This is a genomic window from Sphingomonas zeae, from assembly GCF_014197135.1.
In the GTDB taxonomy this organism is placed as follows: domain Bacteria; phylum Pseudomonadota; class Alphaproteobacteria; order Sphingomonadales; family Sphingomonadaceae; genus Sphingomonas; species Sphingomonas zeae.
In genome coordinates this window covers 1-22904 of record NZ_JACIFA010000010.1, presented here as the reverse complement: position 1 = coordinate 22904, position 22904 = coordinate 1, and the positions used below count along the sequence as shown (strand labels likewise).

At 62.7% G+C, this 22904-nt stretch carries 18 protein-coding genes; 4 read left to right on the top strand and 14 right to left on the bottom strand.

The window, feature by feature from the left end:
• Positions 1 to 30 precede the first annotated feature (30 nt).
• The 12 genes from GGR45_RS14190 to GGR45_RS14135 all read right to left on the bottom strand — a co-directional run bounded on the left by GGR45_RS14190 (position 31) and on the right by GGR45_RS14135 (position 14473).
• Complete coding sequence (locus GGR45_RS14190) at positions 31 to 963, bottom strand: DUF2493 domain-containing protein (protein ID WP_175311080.1); 933 nt, start codon at positions 961 to 963, stop codon at positions 31 to 33.
• Positions 964 to 1626: 663 nt separating this feature from the next.
• A complete protein-coding gene (locus GGR45_RS14185) occupies positions 1627 to 1839 on the bottom strand; it encodes a hypothetical protein (protein WP_175311081.1) in 213 nt (70 codons plus the stop codon).
• Positions 1826 to 2830 carry a hypothetical protein gene (locus GGR45_RS14180; protein ID WP_175311082.1) on the bottom strand — a complete coding sequence of 335 codons (1005 nt, stop codon included), beginning with the start codon at positions 2828 to 2830 and terminating at the stop codon, positions 1826 to 1828. Before GGR45_RS14180 ends, GGR45_RS14185 begins: the two co-directional genes overlap by 14 nt.
• The gene (locus GGR45_RS14175; RefSeq protein ID WP_175311083.1) at positions 2827 to 3471 is read right to left on the bottom strand and encodes an antitoxin of toxin-antitoxin stability system; all 645 of its coding nucleotides are present in this window, start codon (positions 3469 to 3471) and stop codon (positions 2827 to 2829) included. The genes GGR45_RS14180 and GGR45_RS14175 overlap by 4 nt, the downstream gene beginning before the upstream one ends.
• Entirely contained in the window at positions 3464 to 3874 is a 411-nt protein-coding gene (locus GGR45_RS14170) for a hypothetical protein (RefSeq protein WP_175311084.1), read from the bottom strand. The genes GGR45_RS14175 and GGR45_RS14170 overlap by 8 nt, the downstream gene beginning before the upstream one ends.
• A 55-nt stretch (positions 3875 to 3929) precedes the next feature.
• On the bottom strand, positions 3930 to 4559 hold the full coding sequence (locus GGR45_RS14165; RefSeq protein WP_175311085.1) for a hypothetical protein: 630 nt from the start codon (positions 4557 to 4559) through the stop codon (positions 3930 to 3932).
• Between the two features lie 72 nt (positions 4560 to 4631).
• The gene (locus GGR45_RS14160) at positions 4632 to 5594 is read right to left on the bottom strand and encodes a phosphoadenosine phosphosulfate reductase domain-containing protein (protein ID WP_246358234.1); all 963 of its coding nucleotides are present in this window, start codon (positions 5592 to 5594) and stop codon (positions 4632 to 4634) included.
• A 2-nt stretch (positions 5595 to 5596) separates the two neighbouring features.
• Positions 5597 to 6520: an ArdC family protein gene (locus tag GGR45_RS14155; protein ID WP_175311087.1), complete on the bottom strand. Its 924-nt coding sequence runs from the start codon at positions 6518 to 6520 to the stop codon at positions 5597 to 5599.
• Positions 6521 to 6631: 111 nt separating this feature from the next.
• Entirely contained in the window at positions 6632 to 8677 is a 2046-nt protein-coding gene (locus GGR45_RS14150) for a ParB/RepB/Spo0J family partition protein (protein ID WP_175311088.1), read from the bottom strand.
• Positions 8678 to 8902: 225 nt separating this feature from the next.
• The gene (locus GGR45_RS14145; protein ID WP_175311089.1) at positions 8903 to 13123 is read right to left on the bottom strand and encodes a strawberry notch-like NTP hydrolase domain-containing protein; all 4221 of its coding nucleotides are present in this window, start codon (positions 13121 to 13123) and stop codon (positions 8903 to 8905) included.
• Between the two features lie 67 nt (positions 13124 to 13190).
• The gene (locus tag GGR45_RS14140) at positions 13191 to 14090 is read right to left on the bottom strand and encodes a DUF7146 domain-containing protein (RefSeq protein WP_175311090.1); all 900 of its coding nucleotides are present in this window, start codon (positions 14088 to 14090) and stop codon (positions 13191 to 13193) included.
• Between the two features lie 62 nt (positions 14091 to 14152).
• Positions 14153 to 14473 carry a single-stranded DNA-binding protein gene (locus GGR45_RS14135; protein WP_175311091.1) on the bottom strand — a complete coding sequence of 107 codons (321 nt, stop codon included), beginning with the start codon at positions 14471 to 14473 and terminating at the stop codon, positions 14153 to 14155.
• 784 nt (positions 14474 to 15257) lie between these two features.
• On the opposite strand from GGR45_RS14135, the gene GGR45_RS14130 reads away from it, so the two are divergent.
• The gene (locus GGR45_RS14130) at positions 15258 to 16409 is read left to right on the top strand and encodes a replication initiation protein (protein ID WP_285139452.1); all 1152 of its coding nucleotides are present in this window, start codon (positions 15258 to 15260) and stop codon (positions 16407 to 16409) included.
• A 51-nt stretch (positions 16410 to 16460) separates the two neighbouring features.
• On the opposite strand, the gene GGR45_RS14125 is transcribed toward GGR45_RS14130, so the two are convergent.
• On the bottom strand, positions 16461 to 17639 hold the full coding sequence (locus GGR45_RS14125) for a winged helix-turn-helix domain-containing protein (protein ID WP_175311093.1): 1179 nt from the start codon (positions 17637 to 17639) through the stop codon (positions 16461 to 16463).
• A gap of 287 nt (positions 17640 to 17926) precedes the next feature.
• On the opposite strand from GGR45_RS14125, the gene GGR45_RS14120 reads away from it, so the two are divergent.
• Together GGR45_RS14120 and GGR45_RS14115 are read left to right on the top strand one after the other, a co-directional pair.
• Positions 17927 to 19129 (top strand): AAA family ATPase, encoded by a 1203-nt coding sequence (locus GGR45_RS14120; protein ID WP_175311094.1) that lies wholly within the window; start codon positions 17927 to 17929, stop codon positions 19127 to 19129.
• A 46-nt stretch (positions 19130 to 19175) separates the two neighbouring features.
• The gene (locus GGR45_RS14115; protein WP_175311095.1) at positions 19176 to 20219 is read left to right on the top strand and encodes a ParB/RepB/Spo0J family partition protein; all 1044 of its coding nucleotides are present in this window, start codon (positions 19176 to 19178) and stop codon (positions 20217 to 20219) included.
• Here GGR45_RS14115 and GGR45_RS14110 read toward each other — a convergent pair.
• Positions 20213 to 20920, bottom strand: coding sequence for a hypothetical protein (locus GGR45_RS14110; protein ID WP_246358233.1), 708 nt, complete (start codon positions 20918 to 20920; stop codon positions 20213 to 20215). The two genes, GGR45_RS14115 and GGR45_RS14110, sit on opposite strands and share 7 nt — an antisense overlap.
• Before the next feature lie 381 nt (positions 20921 to 21301).
• Between GGR45_RS14110 and GGR45_RS14105 the strand changes: the two genes are divergently transcribed.
• Positions 21302 to 22540 (top strand): integrase, encoded by a 1239-nt coding sequence (locus tag GGR45_RS14105; protein ID WP_175311097.1) that lies wholly within the window; start codon positions 21302 to 21304, stop codon positions 22538 to 22540.
• Positions 22541 to 22904 lie beyond the last annotated feature (364 nt).

The window sequence follows — 22904 nt, the reverse complement described above, 5'->3', positions numbered from 1 at the left end:
AGGGCGCCGGATGACCGGCGCCCGAGCAGGTCATCGCGCGGAGGGCGGCGTACCCAGACGACCACGGCGATCGACAACGCGGATACCGCGGGCCTTGGCTTCGATTACGAGCCGTTCAGTGACGCCATTGCCTTGGAAGGCGATGACGTAGCGGGGCTTAAGCGACAGCATCTGTTCGTTGCGGCGGAACCCAGCACGATCCCCCAGCTTGCGATCGAGACCGAAGCGAACTTGCTGGATGCCCTTCTGTTCGGCCCAGGAGGCCGCAAGCCGCTCGATGCCCTTCATGTCACCACCATGGACGAGATACATGTCACCGACATGGGCGCGGACCTTGTTGAGCGTCGCCAGCAAATTGTCAGCGAAGGTCTTGAGATCGGCATCATTGGCAAAGGTCAGGCGACCACCTGCGAACACAACCGGCGTGCCGCGGGCGCTATTGGCCTCGAGGCGACGTTCGCGACGTGCCCGCAGGAAGGCATTACCGTCGACGATCGCGGCCGTGACGCCCAGCGAAATGCGGTTGCCAGAAGATGGAGCCCAGGACCGGCCCGTCTCGCGCATATAGTGAGCGGCAGCGACGTCGCGCATGACCTCGAAGGCGCCTGCGGATTCCTCGACCTTCTTGGCGAGATCGATCTTCTCCTCCAGATCGTTGGTGCTGATCTCGGAGCCGTCCTGTTCGGCGAGGAGGAGGCGAATGTCGTCGGTTAGCCGGTCCACAAGCCCATGCTTCTTGGCGGCGGCGCGGTGGAAGAGATTGACCAGGCTCCAGCCGAGATCCTCGATGTCGCGTTCGATCGACGTGTTCGTCATTGTCGTGAAGAGGTCACTCCAGATGGCGGTGACGGTTTGCTCCAGGGCCTCGGTCGGCGGTGGCGCCATGCCCGACAATTCTTCGGCGACAGGTTCGAGATGGCCCAGTTCCAGTGCCGCCAAGGCGGCTGCTAGCGAGGTAGACATGATGGCTTGCCTTTCGGTTCTGAACCGGCGGCCTCTCCGCCGGATGCGCACCTCCTGGGCGGTCGATCGAGAGGGTCAGGCACCGAGGCGTAGCCGAGGGAAACCCTTTCGTGGCGGGGTGGAGCGGGCAGCCGCGGCACGCGGCAACACGGCCCGCAGCGAAAGGGTTGCCTGTCCCTCGCGACCGCCCATGTGCCGCATCCTCTGGCGGCGAGGCTGTCGGTTCAGACGGTAAGCCCAATATCTCCCCCGCAGTCGCTCGTAGCGAAATCTGGGGCTTCGGATCGCGCTGTCACCCGTTTGAACGCGGCCATGTCATAACCCCCGATCCGGCATGGCACCGACATCGTCATCTGGTGCCCGCACCATGACAGACAGCGTCCGCACGAGCGGATCATCGAGGTCGGAACGAATGGTTCAAGATCGGATCACTGCGCCGCTCGTCCAACAGGAGTGGTCTGGCGCGCTATGGTGCAAAGCGCGTCGACCTCCTCGCACCGATACTGGACGATCTAAAGGCGAGACCGACGCAGGGTGAGATGGCGTCATCATAGTCGAGGATGCTGCAAGTTCGTGCCTGTGCTTGCGCCCAACGTCGTCACGATCGCTGACATGATCGAAATGGTCCGACGTAGGCCCTCGTCTGCGCAGCCGTCATTGGTGTCAGCGATCAAAGACCATAGGCGGCTCTTCCTCATAGGTGTCGCATGGCGCGCCGACCGCTTCGAGCCACTCGACCCCGTCGGTACTGGTGTCGAGGTCACGGATCCGCGCGAACAATGCCTCCTTGAGCATCGCAGGCGTGAAATCCTCACCGCCGACGTGGTCCGAAACGATGCTGAAGGCAATCGTGACAAGGTGGTTATAGCGTGGCACCCGGTCCTCCTTGGCTAAGACGCGACCTGGCTGATGCACGCTCGGGATCATCAGGCAGGCGTGTTGTGATGCGCATCGCTGCAGCTGCGTGCTGGAAATCGTAGAGCCAGTCGCCCATTGGCGTCCGCCTCTCGACAGGAAGGGCGGCTTGCGCTGCCTGAAAGTCCAAGAGCTCGTCTGGCGCGATTTCCACGATCCGGTCGATCTCGGACGGTGACAGCAGCCCCCGCTCGCGGATAAACTCGGTGATGCTGCCGGGACGGGGGGTCGCACCGCGACAGCCAAGCACCGGCTTGCGCCACAGACCCTGAACATTGCGCAAGCGTGGCCGCGCGCGTGCCTCCATCAATACAATGACGCGCAACTCATCGACCGACAGGTCCATGACTTCGTCCGGTTTCATCGCGCCGCAGAAGAAGCAGCTCGATTTGGGGGGAACGGGCAAACCCGCCGCCACAATCCGCGCCGCGCATCGCGCGCGGTCCCATCCCCATTCGCGCAACGGATAACGGTAGTGGTAGCGCGGATCCTCGCAGCCGAGCGCATGGCGGTAACGCTGCGTATCACGCGCCGAGGCATCGTACCCGATCAGCTTGGTGACCTGCCCTCCTCCGTCCCAGCAACGGCGCGCTGGCTCCCAGCCCGCGGTCCATGCTTCCTGGGGGGCCACCTTCCATTTCTGCGAACAGGACCCCCCACCGAACACGACCGAAGGGAGCGTCGCATTGGAGAGCATATTTTCGGCAATGGTCGCATAGGGCGGCCAGTTCTTGAAATTGCGCGGCTGATACCGAACGATCTCGGAGGGAATGCCGCGTTCGTCCATCCAGGCGCGGAAGAGCGGGATGAAGGCATAGGTCTGGTTCTTCTCGGAACCGGGATCAGCGAACAGCACCATGTCGACGGGCTCCCCCCGTTCTGCCAGTTCGATGATCATCGCTGTGGAATCGACGCCGGCGCCCCACGCCGCGATGACAGGGGGCCGCGTCATGGGAACCGCGCGCCGTCATCAGTGAAGCTGTAGTCATTGGCGATGATCGCCGCGTCGACCTGCTCGTCAGCCGTCTGATACTCATATTCGGCTTCGAGCTGGCGATAGAGCCACCGTGCGAGGTCGCGCAGCGCCTCCACCACCACCTCTTCGGCACCGCCGGCCATCGCGGTTTCGACAGGACCGGACCGCTCGACGTCGATCGTCATGCTATATTCGTGGTAATAGCGGCCGCGATGGGTGATGCCAGCCCCGAGCTGGTAGAAGTTCAGCCGCTGGATCGCCGCCAACATATCCGCAATCCGATGGAGTTCGCCATCGCGCGGCGCATGGGCGCGGATCGCCTTTGTCGAAGACTTGGCGTAGCAGTAGCGCCCTTCAAAGCACGCTCCATCCCCCTGGCTCGAGAAGCCTGAGAACCAGATGCGGGGCACCTGTCGGGTTCCACCGCCATAAAGGCGAACGGCATGGCTGTTCAGTTCGACGCCGATGAGCTCGCAAATGCGGGTAAAATCGTCGAACACAAACTCATGCCAGTCATCGCAGGGTGCGTCCTGCCGATACCAGCGGCGCGCTGCATCCTTCGCGCTCGCCGACACCTCGTGGAGCCGATAGACGGTGGTGGTGATCTGCTCAGGCATCGCCATTGCCTCCCGCCAGGACGCCGGCCAACCAATCCGACGTCGACGTCCAGCTGAGGGAGCTGCGGTCGGACAGATCGACCACATGCGCGCCCCCACCGAAGCCATCGAGCAACGGACGCGAAGCTGTCAGGGCATATTCGAAGCCCCACCGCCCTTCCAGGAAGAGCGTCTCGGCGCAAAGCAGCACAAAGCTGATGAGCAGCTCTACGTCGCCTCGACCATCATCGTGGATCCAGAGCTCGGTGCTGTCATCGGACTGCGGTTCGAGCCGGAAGCCATCGGGAAAGGTGAGACCATCCTCATTCGGCAGCGAATTGGCGTATAAGGCAAGCGCCTGCTCGACATTGGCGCGGTTGCCCACATCCAGCGTGCAGGAGAAATGCGTGTAATAGTCAGCCATGACAGCCTCCTTGATTTGCGCGCCGGATGAACCGGCGCATGGATGGAGCCGCTGGTCAGGCCGCGACTGGCAGGGGCGCGCGAGCGTGGCGCAGCGCCAAGAGGCGGTGGGCGAAGGCGCCGGGATCGAGGAGAAGCGCCGCCTTGCCGTGACAGGGATGGCCGGCAATCACGCCGCGCGCGCAACGGAACCAGGTCACCTCGCTATCGGGAAGAAAGCCGCGCGGGACGACGCGGACGGTGAAGTCGGCATGGCGCAGCTCGGTCATGCCATCCTCATGATCGCCACCAGCCATGACGACGATCTTGAACCCCGCTGCTGCGAGACCGAGCGCGTCGGCGACGCGCGTAAGCGCCTGCCGCGCCTGCGCGTGAAAGGTCCGCTTGGCGATCGAGTCTCCGCCGACACGGTGGCCGGCAATGGCAAGCAGAGCCGGATGCGCGAGGATCGCTGCGCGATCGGCCGCGCAGCGTGCGGCAAGAGCGGCGACATCCGGTGCGGCGCGCGCAGCGCTGCCGGCCAGCGCACGGATGAGAAGCAGGATTGCTGCGTCCCGTTCGATAGCCTTACCGGCGCGCCGACAGTCGTCGATCGCGCTCAGCAACCCATGAAGCGCAGCGCCTATAGTTGCGTCTGGGTCGGGAGTGAGCGCCTGATTATGGCGATAGAGCGTATCGTAGAACATCAGTCAGTCTCCAGGTTGGCGCATTGATGCGCACCCCGCCGAAGGCCCCCTCTCCTCTTGCTCCAGCGCAGATCAGGTCGGACCAGCCAGTTCGCCGAATGCTCCTGCCGGCAAAGACCAGGGGTCAAGCGTGATCGGCAGCCGCCAGACGGGATCGTCTGCCTGCGCCCGATCGTCCTCATGGGTGAGTGCAGCCGGATAAGGGCAGCCCCGGTCGGCCAGATCTGTCACGCTCAGCGCGCGATGAATCGTCCTGCCGCTCGCCGCTTCGCGGCGGGCGATGACCTCGAACGCTTCTGGGAAGATCAAGCGCAGGGTCGCCCACTGATCGGCCGTCCCGAAAATGCAGCATCGACATGAGAGACGGCCCCAGCCAAGCCGATAGGCAGGATGGGGCCTGATCCGCGCCGACGCGATGATGTCCCACACCTGTTGCTCGCTCCAACGGAGCACTGGCCGCCAATGATCGACATGGCGGCGGCGGCTCCAGGTCCGATGGGACTCGAGCGCCGCATAGCGGGCACGACCGGGGCTCTCCTCCGCGCGTTCCCCGGTGAGAACGAGGGTCTTGCCCTCGAAAAAGCGGTCTTGATTGCGGATCGCCGCCGCAAGCACATCGATCTTGAGCGCCGGGCTGCACCAGCGCACCCGAAGATCGGCCGAGACCTGCGGGAACAGGCCACGAGTGCCCAATGGCCCGGCTCCGCCCGCAAAGCGCGAACCCTCGGGAGTGTCGAACATGATCGGCGCGGTCGACGCATTTTCCCGGTCGAGTTCCCGCGCGAAACCGCCGACCCGGCAGGACCGATATAGGTCGATGCCCAGATGGCGGGCGAGCGCGTCGACGTAGGCCGGGGTGCAGGGCCAATCCATGAGACTAGGCCCCTGACCATCCACCTCATGGTGATGCAATTCGATCCGCTCTGGAGGAACGCCGCGTGTCAATAAGACGAGGAGGCCGGCGAGGCTGTCCTTGCCGCCGCTGAAGGCCACGACGAAACGGCGGTAGGCGGCGAGGTCGGGGAGGCCGTCCATGATCATGCCGCTTCACGAACGGTCTCGTCACGATCAGGGGCATCGGCAAGACCGGTAGCACGCAGCAGATAGCCCGCCGCCGCTTCCGCCTTGGCGGCAGCGGTCATGACCGCCCGACTGTCGCGCTTAAGTACCCGCAACCATGAGGCGATGTAGCTGGCATGGTCATCAAGGTGAGCGGTTGGTAGTCCGAGATCAGCACCGAGCAGCGCAGCGGTCATCTCGGCGCACAGTTCCTCGAACGCATAAGCGTCGTCGCCGAATTTCTTGCCGAACTCGCGATCGAGACGGTCGGGATGGCCTGTCCAGTGTCCGGCCTCGTGCGCGAGCGTAGATGCCCAATAGGCCTTCGTCGTGAACAGCTCGATCGGCGGCATCGTGATGCTGTCGGCGACCCGGTCGTAAAAGGCGCGGTCACCGCAAACCTGCACGGACGCGGGAAGTGCGCGCACGAACCGATCTGCCCGGTCGGGCAGCACGTCACCCGGTGCGACAAGTGCGACACGGCTCGGATAATAGTCGGCGGGCAGCCCCTCGATCTGATCGACGTTGAAGACCGCATAGCTGCGCAGCATCGCCCGGACCTCGTCGGTCACGGCGCTCGTAACTGGCGAGGCGACCTCCTTTGTGTAGGTCTTGTAGAAAATCGCGAACTGGGATTTTTCGCCCTGGCGGACCTGACCACCCAGCGCCTGAGCCTGCTTGTAGGTCATCCAGGTGCGAGCGCTATATCCGGCGCTCTCCGCCACCAGCCATAGCCAGAAACAGTTGATGCCACGATAGGGTTCGCCAGTCACACGCAGCGGTCGACCCCCGAGCCCGGGGCGCCAGGGTTTCACCCACGGTCGCACGCCAGCTTCGAGCCGGTCGATGATGGTGCTCGTGATGATGTCGGCAGGCGATGGCTTGTCGGTGGTCTTGGCCACGATCAATCTCCGATTTGAAAAGAGGCGGACCCGACGGCTGACGGATCATGAAAAAAAGGGCGGCACTCCGAAGAGCACCGCCCCAAGTCGCCTCGAACTGTCGGCTGAACGTCAGGCCGCTTCGCTCAGATCATCGTCGTCCATGATATCGCCGACCGGCTCACCGCCCTCGCCGTCCAGCGCGTCATCGACATCCTCTTCATCCTCCGCCTCAAGGAAGACGGAGCGGGCGGGATAGCTTTCCGGCTTTTCGATCGCATCGAAGCGCATGGCGTCGGGCAGCCAGGCGGTTGCCTTTTCGCGGATCTCGGCCTCGACGATGCCCTGACCATTGCAGAGCGCCTCGCAGGTGGTGGCAAGGTCGCCCTTCTTGGCGTCCTTGTAGCGACCGCGCAGGATCGGGCCGCCGATGTCCTCCAGCGCGTCCAGCATCATATCCTTCTTCACCCGGCCGAAGAAGTTTGCGGCCGTCGGACGCCACCACTGCTCGACCTGGATGTCGAGGATCCGGCCGAGGTGATCGTGGAACCCGTTGAGCCGACCACCATCACCGGCATTCAGCGTCGGCTCAAGCGTCTGAGCGATGACGAAGGCGACCCAGCCACCACGGGCTTCGTCGTCAAGCGCGCGGAAGGCATCGAAACGCGCCGACATCGTGTCGTGCCCCGCCCAGCTGGTATCGAGCGCTTGGCGTTGATCGGCGATCGTCTGCGAAGCAAGAGAGCCCTCATCACGGAAAGCGAAGATCGGAAATTGCGAGGGCGATGCCTTCAGCGTCGAGTGACTGCGGACATAATTGTTCGCGAAGACGGCATCCTGCGCCATCAGGAAAATAGTCAGATCGAGCGCGAGAGCCGGATCGCTTGCGAGATGGGCGACGAGGATCTGACGCCGCTGGGTGGCAAGCTCGTCGACCAGGGTCGCGCTGAGCTTGACCCGCTGCTCGACCACATCGCGTTCCCCGCCAATCGGGCTGATGACGACAGGCGCGTTCGGATCGACCACCGGCTTCTCACTGAACATGCGGGTATGGACGCGGACAGCGCCGTCGCCGCCGATATAGACGAACGTGCCGAGCTGGGCGCGGACCTCGGGGTCGACGACCTTGCGGGCGGCATCGAGATCATCGAGTTCACGTTCGATTTCTTCGAGCCGCGCGTTTGCCGCCTCAGCCTCCTCGGTGCCGTCTGCCAGCTCCGTTTCGAGCTGATCGACCAGCGTGTCATTTTCCATCTCGAGGGCCTCGACCCGGACCTGTTCGGCCTCCGTCAGCGGGCGGGCAGTGGCATGATATTCGTGAAGCTGCCGTTCGGTATCGTAGGGCACATGCGTCGCCGCCACGGGCGTGACGAATGCGAGACCCTGGGACTCGGCCAGTTCGGCGGCAGCGGCTTCGAGCTTCTGTGCCGCCAGATCCTCCAGGAGCTCGACATCGATCCAGTTCTCGTCGCCCTTGGAGGCGAACAGGTCGCCCTCGATGCGGCCGCCGGCGGCGAGATAGGCATCCCGGCCGACAAAGCGCGCCTTGGCGTCGTTCGCCTTGACGGTGCCGTTCAGGATCGCACGCCGGATATTGTCGGGCTGATTGCCGTAATAGGCAGACTGCATCTGTTCGAAGACCCGCGCCTGGCGGTCGGTATCGCCGGTGACCGCATAGGCCTGTGCGACGCCCAGACTGATTTCACCGGCAGCGAGCGCCTGGAAGATACAGGGTGCCAGTTCCGCGAGGCGAACGCGCTGCTCGACAAAGCGGGTGGTCACGCCGAACCGCTTGGCGACGTCTTCGGCCGACGCGCCCTTGTCGATGAAGTGATTGAATGCGGTCGCTTCGTCCGCAGGGTTCATTGGCAGGCGGCCGAAATTCTCCGCGAGGCTCGCCTCGGTGCTGTCGGCATCGTCAGCCAGGACCAAGGCTGGAACTTCATGATCAGCGGGCAGGACACCCGTCGCGATCAGATGCTGGAGCGCGCGCAGGCGACGCCCACCGGCCTTGACCGTGAAATGGCCGTTCTTCTTCAGGGGAGTGACCACGAGATTCTGCAGCAGCCCGTGCGCCGCGATGGTGGCAGCGAAGGACTCGATATCGAGGTCGCGATTGCTCTTGCGAACATTGTCCTTGGAAAGGGACAGGTTCTTCACTTTGACAGATTGGATCATCTTATTTCTCCGTAGGAGAGACGAGCGCCAGCGTTCCGCGCTCGGGACCTGCTCATCAGGCCCACCAAGGCGAAGCCCCCTCCCCTCTCACAAGAAGGGTGATCAGGATGGTCGAAGGCGCGCGGCCCCGCGCCATTCACTGCGCGATGGGACCAATGTGGCGACGATCACGGCCTTGCCTCGCCGGTTGTTGCGGCGCGGCACTCGTGATCGTCGCCGAGAAGATCAGGCAGCGATGCGCGCCAGGATATCGGCCGCGCGGGTGGGCGGCAGGAACAGTCGGGTGCGATAGGCGATGATCTCGGAGAAGCAGCCCAGCGCCTTGAGTTCAGCGAGGCGGCTTGGAGGCCAGTCGATCAGCTCGAGGCGCTGCTCGCCCGCCACGAGACTGCGCTTGAGATGATATGCACCGACCGGCTCCACACCGCCGCAATCGAGTACGTGCCGGACGATATCGGTCGGTGCGATCTCGATGCCGCCCGCCACGCCGAACGCGCTGCTGATCTTGGAAACCATCGGCGCGGGGATGAGACGGCCAAGCAGTGACTGCCCATCTTCAGTCTTCAGGCGCCAGACCTGGACATGATCGTCGGGAAGCTTGCCCCAGACGGGGAGGAGGAGGCCGGTGACGAGGTAGATCGTCTCGGTTCGCGTGCGGTGTCGCAGTTCCTCGACCTCTTGATCCCAGAGCTTCGCAAATTCCTCGGCATCCGCATCCTCCCACAGCGTTTCGAGAAACAGGTCCTGACGGTGACGCTCGGTCCGGGCTGGACGGACTAGCTCCCATCGCTTGACGAGCTGGCCATCCTCATCGGTGAGCGAATGGGTGGCGCTGCAGATGGCGGCTTTGCCCGAGCGACGGTTCACCACGCATCGGCTCTCGCCGTCCTGTAGCAGCCATTCGACACGGTCGCGTGTGACCGGACGATAGCGCTGCTCGGTCTCGAGCCGCAGGATTTCCGTGACGGCCCCGCTCACCGGATCTTCCCTGATACAGGTCCGATCGAGGATGGTGATCCGCTCGGCATCGATCGTCTCGACGCCGACATCGAGCGTACCGGCTTCCCGCGCCGCTTCGATCCGGGCCTCGATCAGGCCGAGATACTCGTCGAAGATCGCGTTCTGCAGGCTGATCCTGAGCGCAAGGATTCGGTTTAGCCAGCGCTGGATGGGCGGAAGATCTTCGACCATGCCACCGCCCTCCCCTTCCAGGTTGAGACCGGTTTGCGCCTGAAATTCTGTGAAGCTGGTCGAGGCGAGCTTGCCGGCGAAGAGCAGTCGGAACCAAGTGACGAGCGAGTCCTTGGCGAAATCCGATTCCAGATTGTCGCGGGGATTGAACAGACCCTGCCCGCCGGTCTGACGCTGCCCGCGGGTGAGTGCGCCCAGGCTGTCGAGCCGTCGCGCGATCGTCGAAATGAAGCGGCGTTCGCCCCGACAATCGGTTGATACCGGGCGAAACAGCGGTGCAGAGGCCTGATGGGTACGGTGGGTACGTCCCAGGCCTTGGATCGCGGCGTCAGCCCTCCAGCCCGGCTCGAGCAGATAGTGAATGCGGCGGCTCTGATTCTCGGCCGCGAGGCTGGCGTGATAGCTGCGGCCAGTGCCGCCGGCATCCGAGAAGATCAGGATGCGCTTGGCGCCGCGCATGAAAGCATCCGTCTCGGCAAGGTTGCTGCGCGGGGACCGGCTTTCGAGACGCTGTCCACCACGCGCGTCAGCCACGATGCGGCGCGATCGTCCAGTGACCTCGGCAACCTGATCGACCCCAAAATGGCCGATGATATGATCCAGCGCGGAGCCTACGACCGGGAGAGCGCACAGCTCTTCCAGAAGCTGTTCGCGCATCCGCAGTGCCTCCTGGCTGTGAATAGGTCGCCCGTCTTCGTCGATCATTGGCTCGGACCGCACGTTGCCCGAATCGTCGGTTAAGGTTCGCATCTGCCGGGTCGGAAACGCCGCGCTCAGATAGTCCATGAGGAATTCGCGCGGCGACAATTCGATATCGAGATTTGCCCTCGCTTCGGCATCAAGGGCGGCAAGTGTCCGATCGAGCATCGCCTCGGCCGTCGAGACGAGCTGGATCACCACACAATCGCCGCGCGCGAGATCGGCATGAATGGAGGGGATCAGCGATGGCAGCTTCAGAGAAATCAGAAGCTGGGCAAAGAAGCGCTGCTTGGTCGATTCGAAGATCGAGATCGCCGCAGCCTTGGCGCCGCCATTATAGGTCGATTTGCTGAAGCTGTCGGTGATACGGGTCGCGTCGAGCGCGGCCTGCAGGTTGCGGTGAATGATACCCCAGGCGTCCGCATAGGCATCGTAGATAGCGATCTGGTCCGGGGTTAGCTGATGTTCGAGAATGTCATATTCGACGCCAGCGAAACTGAGCGCCCGCGCCGCATAGAGACCCTGTGCCTTCAGATCGCGTGCAATCAACTCCATTGCGGCGATGCCGCCCCGGCGCAGGCTTTCGACGAAATCGCGGCGGTCGGAGAAGGCCGTCCCCGGCCCCCACAGGCCAAGCCGAGTAGCATAGGCCAAATTGTTGACGTCCGAGGCCCCCGTTGCGGACACGTAGAGAACCCGGGCGCGGGGGAGGAGATTTTGCAACCGGACGCCCGCGATGCCCTGCTCGGATCCCTTGGAGGTGCCGAACCGCCCTTCCCCGCCCGCGACCCCGGCCATCTCATGAGCTTCGTCGAAGACGATCATCCCCTCATAATCGTCACCTAGCCAGTCGGTGATCTGCTTGAGGCGCGTGCCCTTGTCGCCCCTGCTCGACCGTAAGGTAGCATAGGTGAGGAAGAGCACGCCCTCACTGGCCCCGATCGCCGTTCCAAGCTTCCACTGGTTGAGATGCTGGAGGTCGAGCGCCAGACCGCCGACCGCAACCCAATCACGACGGGCATCTTCGAGCAGCGTTTCGGTCTTGGAGATCCAGACATGCTTGCGGCGGCCGCGCAGCCACTGGTCGAGCAAGATCGCTGCGACCTGGCGGCCCTTGCCCGCCCCGGTGCCATCGCCCAGGAAGAAGCCGGTGCGAACCCTGCTGCCCGCTTCGTCGGGCGTCAATGTGAGACCTTCGTCCTTGGTCAGGAATCGGCCCGGAAGATCTCGCTCGAACGCAGCGCCCGCGTAGATAACGGTCTCGACCTGCGCATCCGAAAGAATGTTCTCGGCGAGCAATCTGGGCGGCAGGATCGGTGCATAGCGTGTCTTAGGGGCTGCAATCGAACCCATGGCGATCGATTCCACGAGTGCTGTCGGGTGGGGCCGCGCTGCTGCCAGGTCGATCCGGCTCGGTCGATAGGGAAGGTAGAGCCCGGAGGGTTCACCAACCGGCGCGGGAGCCTCGAGCACCTCGAATGCGATGGGTTCCGCCGGGACAGCTACGTCGATGCGCCTCGGCACCAAGGGCTTGATCGCGCCACGGCGTGCGCCGGCGAGCAGAGCTGACGGCCGCGAAACCACCCGGCCCGGGCGTATGGACGGCGTTGCTGCATTCGGCACAGGGTGAAAGGAACAGGCGTCGAGGGCTTCGTCCACGGTGGCGCAGGCGATCGCACTGGCCGGGACGCCTTCGACGCCCTTGTGCAGGAGGAGAAGCTGGACAGCTTGTGTCGTACCGTGCCGCGCATAGGCAGACGCTGGCAATTCGATCTGGCGGACGAGCGTAGAACCGGCCGTCGCGATCTTCCATTCACTCGATTGCGGATCAACGCGGGTGGGAAGGATTGCGACACAGCGACCACCCTGGCGCAGGCGCGTGAGGGCAGAACGCAGGTGGCGAAGGCCGGCAACCCGATCACGGCCGCGACCCTCGCTGCGCGAGAAGGGCGGATTGATGAGAATGACATCCGGCACCAGATCGACGGGGAGGAGGTCGTCAATGACCTCACCGTCATGGCCGAAGATGCGTGCATCGGGATAAGCGGCCGCGAGCATGGTCCGGCGCCAGGGATCAATCTCGTTGAGGATCAGACGAGCCTGTGCACGACGGGCGAAGATGGCGAGCAGGCCGGTTCCTGCCGAGGGTTCGAGCACGACGTCGCGCTCGCCGATACCGGCGAGCCGCGTCGCGATCAGGGCGATCGATGCCGGGGTCGAGAATTGCTGGAGATCAATCTGCTTCTCGCTGCGTACGCTATGAACCGGCAGGCGCGCGACCATGGCGGCGACAAGCGCAAGCTGAGCCGGTGCCGCGTCCGGCAATGTGCTCCCAGAAAGGAAGAGCACCTGCCCCAGTTCGAGCACATCATAGGCGTCACGGATCGACCAGTCCCCGCTCGCGGGTGTCGAGCCATAGGCCCGGGTCATGACGCCGATCAGCGCGGGACGATCGATGGAAATATTGGTCGCGATTTTAGCCGCGATTTCGCGCGCGGCGGTGATGGCAGGATCGGAGAAGTCGAGTTCAGCAATGGCGGAGGCAGTAGCGGACATGATGGGGCTCCTTGGTGTCGCCCGATGATCAGCACCGGGCCACCCCGCCGAAGGCCCCCTCTCCTCTCTACATTGGCTGGGTCAGCAGCTCGGACCTGGGGACCGAGTTGCGGGCAAGCCTGTCGCGCAGGGCGTCATTCCAGTCGTCATGATCCTTTGGGAGACAATGTTCGACCTGGCGGCCGCTGGCAGATAGATGGTCGTAGGCGCGCTCAAAGCATGTCCGCGCCGCCTCATTGCGCTGCCCGAATACGATCACCCGTCTGACGCTCGAGGGTATGCCGACATGGGCGTAGCGCTCGGCGCCGAGCACCGCCCAGACTGGCAAGTCGAACCAGTCGCGCGCTGATAAGGCATCTTCGATCCCTTCGGCCAAACCAAGGGTGTCCTGCGGTGCGGCGAATTGCACACTGCCCGACCCCAGCAGCCCCAGCGCAAGCTTCGGCTTACGAAACGGGCGATGCAGGATGTCGGCGGGATCCAGGAACGTGCGATGGACCGCGACCAATCCGAGTTCGTTTTTCACGGCGGCAATCATCGCCGGCAGACTTCGGCGATCCTTACCCTTCCCAATGATCGTAGTGGGATTGAACCGCAACTCCGGTGTCGGGGTGAACACGCCTCGGGCGCTGAGATAGGTTTCGGCAAGCGTACCATCGATCGCAACGCTGCGGTGCCATAAGGTCTTGGCGAGACCGCTCAGATCGCGAGCAGGCGGCCGCGGTTCGACGTGGACGGGCGCGCGGTCATGGAGACCTTGCCGATCGAGCGCCTTCAGGATGTCGATTGGGGTACAGCCGGCAAAGCATTTGAACAGGATGGCCTTCGTTCCCAAGCGCACGGAGAGGCTTGGCGATCGATCATCATGGGCAGGGCATCGACATTCACCGTGGGAGCCTGCCCATCGGCCGCCCAGACGTTCGACGATCTGCTTTGCGCGGGTTGCTGCATCTAAAGAGGCAGGCATAGGGAAACTCCTTCTCGAACCGGAAGCGCAAACCCGGCCTGCTCCCTCCCCTCTTCGCGGCGCTATGCTGATTTTGGTGCGAGGACACCGAATTCCTCGACGATCCGGTCTGTCGTGTAATGGGTCGTACCATCACGCTCGTAGGAACTGTCGCGCAGCCGGCCCGCTACCCGGACGAGATCGCCGACATGGACACGCTCTTCGATATACTTCCTCTGCCCCTCACTGAAGATCACGACGCGGTTCCAGTAGCTGTCCTCGATCCATTCATCGCCTTCACCACGGCGGCGGTAATTCGCGCAGACCGAGACATTGGTGACCATGGGTTTGGCGTCGATTTCCCCGATCCGCCCTATAATCTCGAACTTTGCGAAGTTGATCATGGTGCCTCCAGCTTGGCGCTGAGCAAGCATGAATGAGCAAACGATCGGATTTCGCACGCCATATGACTGCTGAGCTGCCTTGGGCCGCACGGTACGGTAGCAGGACCTGGGCTCCTATCCCCCCAGTTGGAGGGATAGCCAGGGACGGAACAGCCATTCCCGGCTCGCGGGTTGGCGGTTGACCTTGGCGGACGAACTGGTCGCGACCGATGAACGGGATCTGGGTGTGCGATAGCTGCTGCCGCTGGCCATCGGGCACTACCGAATCACTTCCTTCCTAAAACCCCATCTATAAAAACGCCCGGCGCGCAGCGTCGGGGTGATTCTAAGATTCTAATGATTCTATGATTCAGGGCCGCTATCTGTTTGAAACTATAGACGGAATCAGCGTCTTACCTGACCTCGTGGGGGCTTTTGCCTGACTTCACGGGGGATATAACCTGTCTTGGCGGGGGCTCTATCCTGACGTCTTGGGGATCATCCTGTCTTCTTGGGGGGCAGTCAGAATCGTGTCCTTCTCAGGCGTTTCTAGGCGCTTTTTGGCTGCTGTTCCACACGATCCGGCGGACAATCGCGACTCGGCGGAATCACAGGCCCAATGTCTGATTCGTACGGCAAAACTATCCTGACCTCTTGGGGGCCTCCAGACGGGTATAACCTGACCTGACTTGACGAATGAGGTCAGGTCAGGCAGTTTCCAAGGCAGTGTGAGGTGAATCCCATGGGAGTGCCAGCGGAAAGCGTAGACGATGAAGGCGGCGAAGAGACTTCGGCCGCCCGTTCGATGCGCGTGGCTGCTGCGCTCGCTCGCAAAGGCGGTGACGAGTTCGCCAAACCCGGACGCCTCGTCGAGGTCCGCTTCGTCAAAGGGCAATCGCTCAGTCTGACCGCTTCCCGCCTCCTCGCCCTCATGATCCTGACCGCGGGCGGAGATGCCTGGCAAGACACGACGCATCGTATGCGAAAGTCGGACATCCGTCGCGGTCACAAGGGCAACGAACGCATTGTTGATATGCTTGAAGAGCTGCACAGAACGCTCTTCGCAGAGGATGACAAATCATGGCGCGGAAAGCGCGCCACGAAGCGTTTCAACCTCATTCAGGCGTCTTGGGAAGAGGTCGAGGATAACGACAAGGAAACGGGCTGGATCGAGTGGCAGTTCACGCCTGACGCCCGTCGGCTTATCCAGGAATCCGAAACTTATGCGGTGATGAACCGCCAGGCCGTGCTGGGGTTCAGGTCAGCCTACGCCCTGAAGCTGTACGAAGAGGGCGCCCTTCGTCTCCACCGACGGCAACCCGTTTGGAAAGTCGATATGGTGGGCTTGCGCGCGGCGCTGGGTATCGACCCCGACAAATATGCCGACTTTGCTCAGCTACGCCGTAAGGTTTTGACGGTCGCCAAGGCAGAGATTGACCAGCTCGCCCACTTCACCGTCGAATGGCAAGAGATCCGGCGAGGCCGTGCCGTGATCGAGATCGAGTTCCGGTTCGTCTCGAAGGATGCGCCGGCCCAAATAGCAACGGTCGACGAACTCGAGCGTCATTCTAAGGGACGGAAAGCCAGGCGCGACGATACCGTCGAAAAGGTTGTGGCAAGCGATAGTCCCCTTCCCCACAGTCCGACCGTCGACGGCGCGGACGTGGCGAATGTCCTGAAGAAGGTAACTGCTGCGCTGGTAAGCTCGGATGCGGCGTCCTCGAGCGGTACAGAATTGTGGGCACGGTTCCCCCGAGGCCGGCTGCACTTCGGGGCTACCGAGGAGGCGGCTCGTGAGATTGGAGTGCGCTACGGCGGTGGCTGGGACGTCGACATGATCGCCGAGGCCTATCGCGACAATATGGGCGCTCGATTGAACACCCTGTCCGGTACGAAACTCGAAAAGTCCTGGAAGGGCTGGTGCGAAGCCTTTTTCAATCGGCGAGGCCGGCCATAACAGCACAAATTGCAGCCCTGCAATTTGTGCCACACAGCATCGGTCAGGCGGTCACACGCCCCTCACTGCATCGCCGAATATCACACGGTCTAAACCCAGCCAGCGCGCCATTGATCGGAGCGCCTCATCCAGCTCCTCGCCGGCATGAGCAGGCGCATCGCTCTCGAACGTCTTTTGTTGAACGAGTAGCGCCTTCGCTTTCCGGTCCGCCTTCAGATCGACCCGTGCGACGATCTGCTCATCAAGCAGGAACGGCAGGACATAATATCCATAGGTGCGCAGCGGCGCAGGGACGTATATCTCGATCCGATAGCGTATGCCAAAGAGGCGTTCCGCGCGGTCGCGTTCCCAGATCAATGGATCGAACGGCGCTAGCAGGGCGGCATGGCGTGCTCGGCGAGGACGCCTCGCCTCTCGGTGCAACCATGTTGGCTGGTCCCACCCATCAATTTTCACGGGCTGAAGGACGCCCTCCTCCTCAAGCTGCGTGATAGCTGGCTGGGCCTCTGCTGGAGAAAGCCGGAAATAGTCACGCATATCCTTTGCCGTTGCTACGCCAAGGGCGCGCGCGCTGTGCTCTATGAGTTGGCGTCTGGCTGCCGCAGGTTCCGGAGTGGGGAGAGCGAGGATCGTCTGGGGCAACACGCGCTCGGTGAGATCATACACTCGCTCGAAACTCGCACGTCGTGTCGCAGTGGTGATGTGGCCGGACCAGAAAAGCCACTCCAGCGCCACCTTGCTGTCACCCCACTCCCACCAGCCTGCGCGTCGCTTCCTACTTTCGATGTCGGATGCAGCGAGTGGTCCCTCGTTGCGGATGCGTTCCAGGATCGAGAGCGCGTCCGCCCGCCGATCGCGAGCGAATATGCGCAGACCTTTCCATCCAGTCTCGCCGGCGTTTGCCATTGCCTGTCGCCATCGCAGCAACGGCTGGAGGGGTAGGGGGATCAAGGACGCTTCGTGCGCCCAATATTCGAACAGCCGCCGCGATCGGAGAGGCCCCCAGGCGTCGGCCTCCAGCAACTTCGGATCAAAAACACCAAGGCGCGAATAGGCCGGAAGATAGTGTGCTCGCGTCAGCACGTTGACGCTGTCGATCTGATGGAGACCAAGCCGAGCGATAGTACGTCGCAAATGGTGAGCCCTGACAACAGAAGGCATGGCCTCACCAAAACCTTGGGCGGCAAGGGCGATGCGTCGGGCAAGCGCGGGGGTGAGGCTCTCTTTCATTACGACACATATCAACGCGGTCACTTGCGACCCGCAAGGATGAACGTCACGCTACCATCGATCCTGTGCCCCCACCGAGTCAGGTTGCGGGCGGAAAGCGCGTCTGGCACAAATTGCAGGGCTGCAATTCCTGCCATTAAGGCGTCCGATTAGCCCCCAAGAGGACAGGATAGGAGTACGGGCTGGCAATCCGACGGTCTCCATGGTCCAACTGTCAAATTTCGGGCGGATATTGACCAAAAAGTGAAAATCGAACATGGATGCCCCAGACTTTAACAGGAGCAGCTATGGCGTCCGCAATTGATGAAGTGCGGATGGGGGAAACACTCGATGTTGCGTCGCTCGCTGCTCGGTCTTCCTCTGTCCTTGAAAAGCTGCGCAACTCGGCTCGAAGTGCGCGCGCCGACGAGCGGCGAGAACCGACGTTTCAGATCGGAAAGGCCGCCGATCTGGTGGGGCGGACGACCGGAGCGATTCGCGAGGCCGAGAGCGATGGCCGTCTTGTGCCACCTCCGCGGACAGAGAGCGGTCGGCGCATGGGATACACGCTTGCTCAGTTGAACGACATGCGTGGCGCCTTCGGAACGCGGCCATGGCGCGATCCAAGCGACCCCTGTTCCGTCATCGCGGTCCAGAACTTCAAGGGTGGTGTCGGCAAGTCGACCGTCTCGGTCCACATGGCGCAATATCTGGCGATCCGCGGCTATCGTGTCCTCCTGATTGATTGCGACAGCCAGGCGTCGGCAACGACCCTCTTCGGCTATGTGCCTGATCTCGATTTGAACGAAAACGACACGCTCTATCCGTATTTGCGAGAGGGCGAACGCAAGTCGCTCGATTATGCGATCCGTAAGACCCATTTCGATGGGCTCGACCTGATCCCGGCCAACCTGCGTCTCTTCCAGTCGGAATATGAACTCGCGGCGCGCATGGCGCGGGGGCAGGGGGCTCTGCTCGATCGAATGGCGCAGGGTATCGCCTCGGTGCAAGATCTCTACGACGTCGTGATCCTCGATCCGCCGCCAGCCTTGGGAGCAATCTCCCTATCGGTTCTCAGGGCAGCCAACGCTCTGGTGGTGCCGGTTCCGCCAACCGTGATGGACTTCTCTTCGACGGCAGCGTTTCTCGCCATGCTCGACGAGACCATTCAGGAACTCTCGACGCACGATCTCGCGCCGCAGCTATCCTTCCTGCGCTTCGTGGCATCGAAGGTGGACGAGGGCAAATCGATGCAGAAGGGCCTGCTCGACCTGATGCGGCAGGTTTACGGAACCGCCATGGTGCGCTCGCCGCTCAAGGATTCTGCCGAGATCGATAACGCTACCGCCCGTCTGATGACCGTTTACGAACTGGACGGACCGATGACGAGCAAGACGGTGCGTGATCGCTGCCTGACCTATCTCGATGGCGTGAATGCCGAGATCGAGCTTGATATTCGTAAGACCTGGCCCAGCCATCTGAGCCGTTTGCGCAAGGATGGGTATGCGTGATGGACAAGAATTGCAGCCCTGCAATTTCGGCAAATAGGGGGGCAAAATGAGTTCGAAGAACAAGAGTTTTCTAGGTGATCTGGCGTCCTCTGTGGAGCCTAGCGCCGAAGGCCAGGAGCGTGGTCCGCGTTTGGGAGTAGGGGTCCTTGGTGGCCGCAACAACCGCTTGGCCGAACTTGCTTCCGGTGCGGTGGTGAATAATCCGCAGGAACTCGTCGATCCGGCGCGCTGCCGGATTTGGGAGCGACATAATCGGGACTATGGCGCACTAAGCCGTGAGCGGTGTGACGATCTGATCGAGAGTATCCTCGCGCAGGGCAAGCAGGAGGTCCCCGCGATCGTTCGGCGAATTCATGATGAGCCGGACTATGATTTCGAGATCATCTGCGGGGCTCGCCGCCATTGGTCGGTGTCGTGGCTGAGGGCGAACAATCACCCCGAAGTGCGCTACCTCGTGGAAGTGCGCGATCTGACGGATGAGCAGGCATTTCGCATTTCCGATCTGGAGAACCGGGCACGCGAGGATCTGAGCGATCTGGAGCGAGCACGGGACTATCTCAAGGCACTCGACCTCTATTATGGCGGCAGCCAGAAAGAGATGGCGAGGCGGCTGAACCAGTCCGAGGCGTGGGTCAGCCGATATCTTGATCTCGCCAGATTGCCTGAAGCGGTCGTCGCGGCTTTCCCGGATCCTTTCGAACTGAAGATCTCGCATATAGGCAGTCTGAAGCCTGTGCTGAAATCCGACGATGATCGCTCGCGCGTGCTCGCTGAGGCGCGTCGTCTGTTCGAAGAACGCGCGGCAGGTAGCGAAGGGTTGCCCGCCAACGCTCCTGAGACGATCCGCGCCCTGATCGCGGTTGTGGGCCCGGCCGCCGCGCGCAAGAAAGAACCCAAGCCGGCAAAAGCCCCCAAGAGGACAGGATCGGATTCCGTGGTCGTGCATAGCCCTGGCGGCACGGCTCTGCTTCGCGTCGATGGAAAGGACAGGCGTGGCGTGACGCTGACGCTCTTCCACAAGGGCGGCGGTAGTCGTGCGGAGGCCGAGGCCGCATTGCGCGACCTTCTCGATAATCACTGGCCTCAATAAGGGTGGCCGCGCATCTCTCTCGCTTGGCTGGCAAGCTTCGCCGCTCCTTGTGGCGATATCTTCAGAAGCCGTGCGATCGCAGGGATGCGGATGCCCGGATAGGCTGCCTCTAGTCGCATGAGGGCAGGGAGCTTACTGCGCCGGGTGACGCCGAGCTCCTTGGGAAGATTGGCATCGAGCCTTTCAACGGCATCAAGTTCTTTAAGGCCAGCCAGCGCGGCGTCTCCAAGGCGCTTTTCGAGGTCACCGGCAAGATCGCGTGCAGTGAGGCCGAGGAGCTTTGGAAGGCACACGAAAGAGGGAATGATCTGGGAGGTAAATCCTGCGGCGAGGAGCGCTGCTGGAAGGTGGCAGGCTAACAGCCAGATCGTGCCAAAGGTTCGGGGATCGACGATAAGCTGGCGCCCGTCCAGCGTCGCTAGGGAGCGACCGCCGACTGGTGCGATCTCGAGTTCTGCGTGGACCTCCAATAGGCGCTCTGCAACTGCCAGAAGGGTAGGGGCTGGATATGGTTCGGCCAACCTTCTCTTGGCCGCTCGAAACGCCGATCCAAAGAGCACGAGGTCGTCGCGGCCCCAGATCCGTGCCTCCTCTCGATCGTCGAGCAGCAGGCGCAGCGCGTTGAGCGTCGCCTTGGCCACGGCATCGCCTTCTGCTTCCTGTGCGAGCAGCACGAAGTGCGCGAGTGCTGCGACAGACATAGGGTCATTCAGGCCCTCGCTATGGCGAGGAGGAGGGCTCCGGCCTGTAACCCAGGCAAGTAAGTCGCTCGTATCGACCGGCAGACCCGCGAGCGCGGCAACTGTTGAGGTCGCTGACATTCGCGCTCTCCCAAGCCAAATGTCGCGTGCTGAACTACGAAAGAGACGCCCGTCGAGCCGACCGATGAGCAACAGTGGGGCAGGGGAGGGCGGCCTTGGCATCTGACACGGTTACCCGTGATCTCAACCAAAGTCATATGTTAGTTGAGGCGTCTGATATCGATGGAAACGCTATATGCGATAATTGCAGTTATCACATAAGCAGATTTGACCGTTCTTTATAAGGTGGGCTACAAGCGCGGCTGAGGAGCGAGGCGCGTCGTGAGCACCGAAACCGCCCGGGAAGGGCCAGAAATCCCCGTAGCGCCGCCTGAGGCTGTCCTGCCGGCCGTCAGGGCGCCGGCCGACCTTGCGTGGACGATCGTGCAGATGCGCGCCGGCGAGCGCATCACCGTCAACGAGGGCCTGATCGCCGCCTATCAGGCCGCTTCATCGCCCCATAGCATCCGTGCGCTCAAGTCCGACGTCGAGGCGTTCGATGCGTGGTGTAGGCGCAACAACCGGATTGCACTGCCGGCGACGGCCGAGACGGTGGCCGACTATCTCGACTCGCGGGCAGGCAAGGGGAGCCGCCCAGCCTCGCTATCCCGCTACAAGGCGTCGATCGCCAAGATCCACCAGCTGCTCGAGCTCAAGGATCCGACGCCGGCGCCGCTGGTGAAGCTGCGGCTCCAGACGGTGCGCCGCGAGAAGGGGGCTGCGCAGAAGCAGGCGCGGCCGCTGCGGTTCAAGGGCCCGGTGCGCGACGTCGAGCGCGACAAGGCGCGGGGGCTCAACATCCGCGCGCTGCTCGAGAGTTGTGGCGAGGATCTGCCGGGGCTGCGTGATCGGGCGCTGCTATCGGCCGCTTATGACACCGGGCTGCGCGCCTCCGAACTGGTGGCGGTCGCCATTGAGCATATTGAGGAGGCGATCGATCCCGAAGCGCGGCTGCTGCAGATTCTGCGTCATAAGGGCGATCAAGACGGGGAGGGGGCGACCGCCTACCTCAGCCCGCGCACCGTCGCGGCGATCGCGGCGTGCACCGAAGCGGCGGGGATCACGACAGGGCCGCTGTTCCGGCGGGTGCAGGTGCGGCGCTACAAGGCGCGGGCAGCCGTGCGCGGTCGGCCGATCGACAGCATCTCGGGCCGGGAGACGTTGGATCTGCGCAAGACGCTGTCCAAGCCGGCGGTGAAGGCGCGCGTCGAATATGACATCGGCACCGTGGCGCTGCACCCGGGCTCGATCGGACCAATCTTTCGGTCGATCATCGGCCGCGCGTTCGACCGTGGCGCGCTGCCCGATTTGACGGCGGACGATCTGGCGCGGTTGCTGAAGGGGATCAGTGCGCACTCGACGCGGATCGGGCTCAATCAGGACCTGTTCGCCAGCGGGGAGGATTTGGCCGGCATCATGGACGCGCTGCGGTGGAAGTCGCCGCGGATGCCGCTCGCTTATAATCGCAATCTCGCGGCAGAGCAGGGGGCGGCGGGGCGCCTTATGGCGAAGATTGGCTAGTCATGACGGCCTAAATAGGTCTTTGGATGATGCCGTGCGACCACACGACGGCGGCAGGTAGATCGAGGGATTTGCGCAGCGGCAAGAACCGGAGAAGGGAGGCTGAGCCCCCGGGGTCTTGAGCTACAACGTTAAGCCTAAGAAACGGGCAGGGGCCTGGTAGCGCGTAGTGTATGAGCGAAGCCACCATCGCTCAAACTCATCAGCACAGTCCAATTTCGAAGAGGAAACAAGAAAGTGGTTCCGGAAACGGTATGGATCTTATCCTGTGTAAACGCTCGCGCTAAATGGCGGCGTTCTGATCGCGCTATTTGTCAGTTGCCGGGTCCGATGACGAGGCAATCGCGCGCGGCCTGAACGATGT

Excerpts from the sequence above, each read along its gene's own strand:
- GGR45_RS14190 (WP_175311080.1), bottom strand. The coding sequence starts at position 963 with ATGTCTACCTCGCTAGCAGCCGCCTTGGCGGCACTGGAACTGGGCCAT.
- GGR45_RS14180 (WP_175311082.1), bottom strand. The coding sequence starts at position 2,830 with ATGACGCGGCCCCCTGTCATCGCGGCGTGGGGCGCCGGCGTCGATTCC.
- GGR45_RS14175 (WP_175311083.1), bottom strand. The coding sequence starts at position 3,471 with ATGCCTGAGCAGATCACCACCACCGTCTATCGGCTCCACGAGGTGTCG.
- GGR45_RS14170 (WP_175311084.1), bottom strand. The coding sequence starts at position 3,874 with ATGGCTGACTATTACACGCATTTCTCCTGCACGCTGGATGTGGGCAAC.
- GGR45_RS14165 (WP_175311085.1), bottom strand. The coding sequence starts at position 4,559 with ATGTTCTACGATACGCTCTATCGCCATAATCAGGCGCTCACTCCCGAC.
- GGR45_RS14160 (WP_246358234.1), bottom strand. The coding sequence starts at position 5,594 with ATGGACGGCCTCCCCGACCTCGCCGCCTACCGCCGTTTCGTCGTGGCC.
- GGR45_RS14150 (WP_175311088.1), bottom strand. The coding sequence starts at position 8,677 with ATGATCCAATCTGTCAAAGTGAAGAACCTGTCCCTTTCCAAGGACAAT.
- GGR45_RS14145 (WP_175311089.1), bottom strand. The coding sequence starts at position 13,123 with ATGTCCGCTACTGCCTCCGCCATTGCTGAACTCGACTTCTCCGATCCT.
- GGR45_RS14140 (WP_175311090.1), bottom strand. The coding sequence starts at position 14,090 with ATGCCTGCCTCTTTAGATGCAGCAACCCGCGCAAAGCAGATCGTCGAA.
- GGR45_RS14135 (WP_175311091.1), bottom strand. The coding sequence starts at position 14,473 with ATGATCAACTTCGCAAAGTTCGAGATTATAGGGCGGATCGGGGAAATC.
- GGR45_RS14130 (WP_285139452.1), top strand. The coding sequence starts at position 15,258 with ATGCGCGTGGCTGCTGCGCTCGCTCGCAAAGGCGGTGACGAGTTCGCC.
- GGR45_RS14125 (WP_175311093.1), bottom strand. The coding sequence starts at position 17,639 with ATGAAAGAGAGCCTCACCCCCGCGCTTGCCCGACGCATCGCCCTTGCC.
- GGR45_RS14120 (WP_175311094.1), top strand. The coding sequence starts at position 17,927 with ATGGCGTCCGCAATTGATGAAGTGCGGATGGGGGAAACACTCGATGTT.
- GGR45_RS14115 (WP_175311095.1), top strand. The coding sequence starts at position 19,176 with ATGAGTTCGAAGAACAAGAGTTTTCTAGGTGATCTGGCGTCCTCTGTG.
- GGR45_RS14110 (WP_246358233.1), bottom strand. The coding sequence starts at position 20,920 with ATGTCTGTCGCAGCACTCGCGCACTTCGTGCTGCTCGCACAGGAAGCA.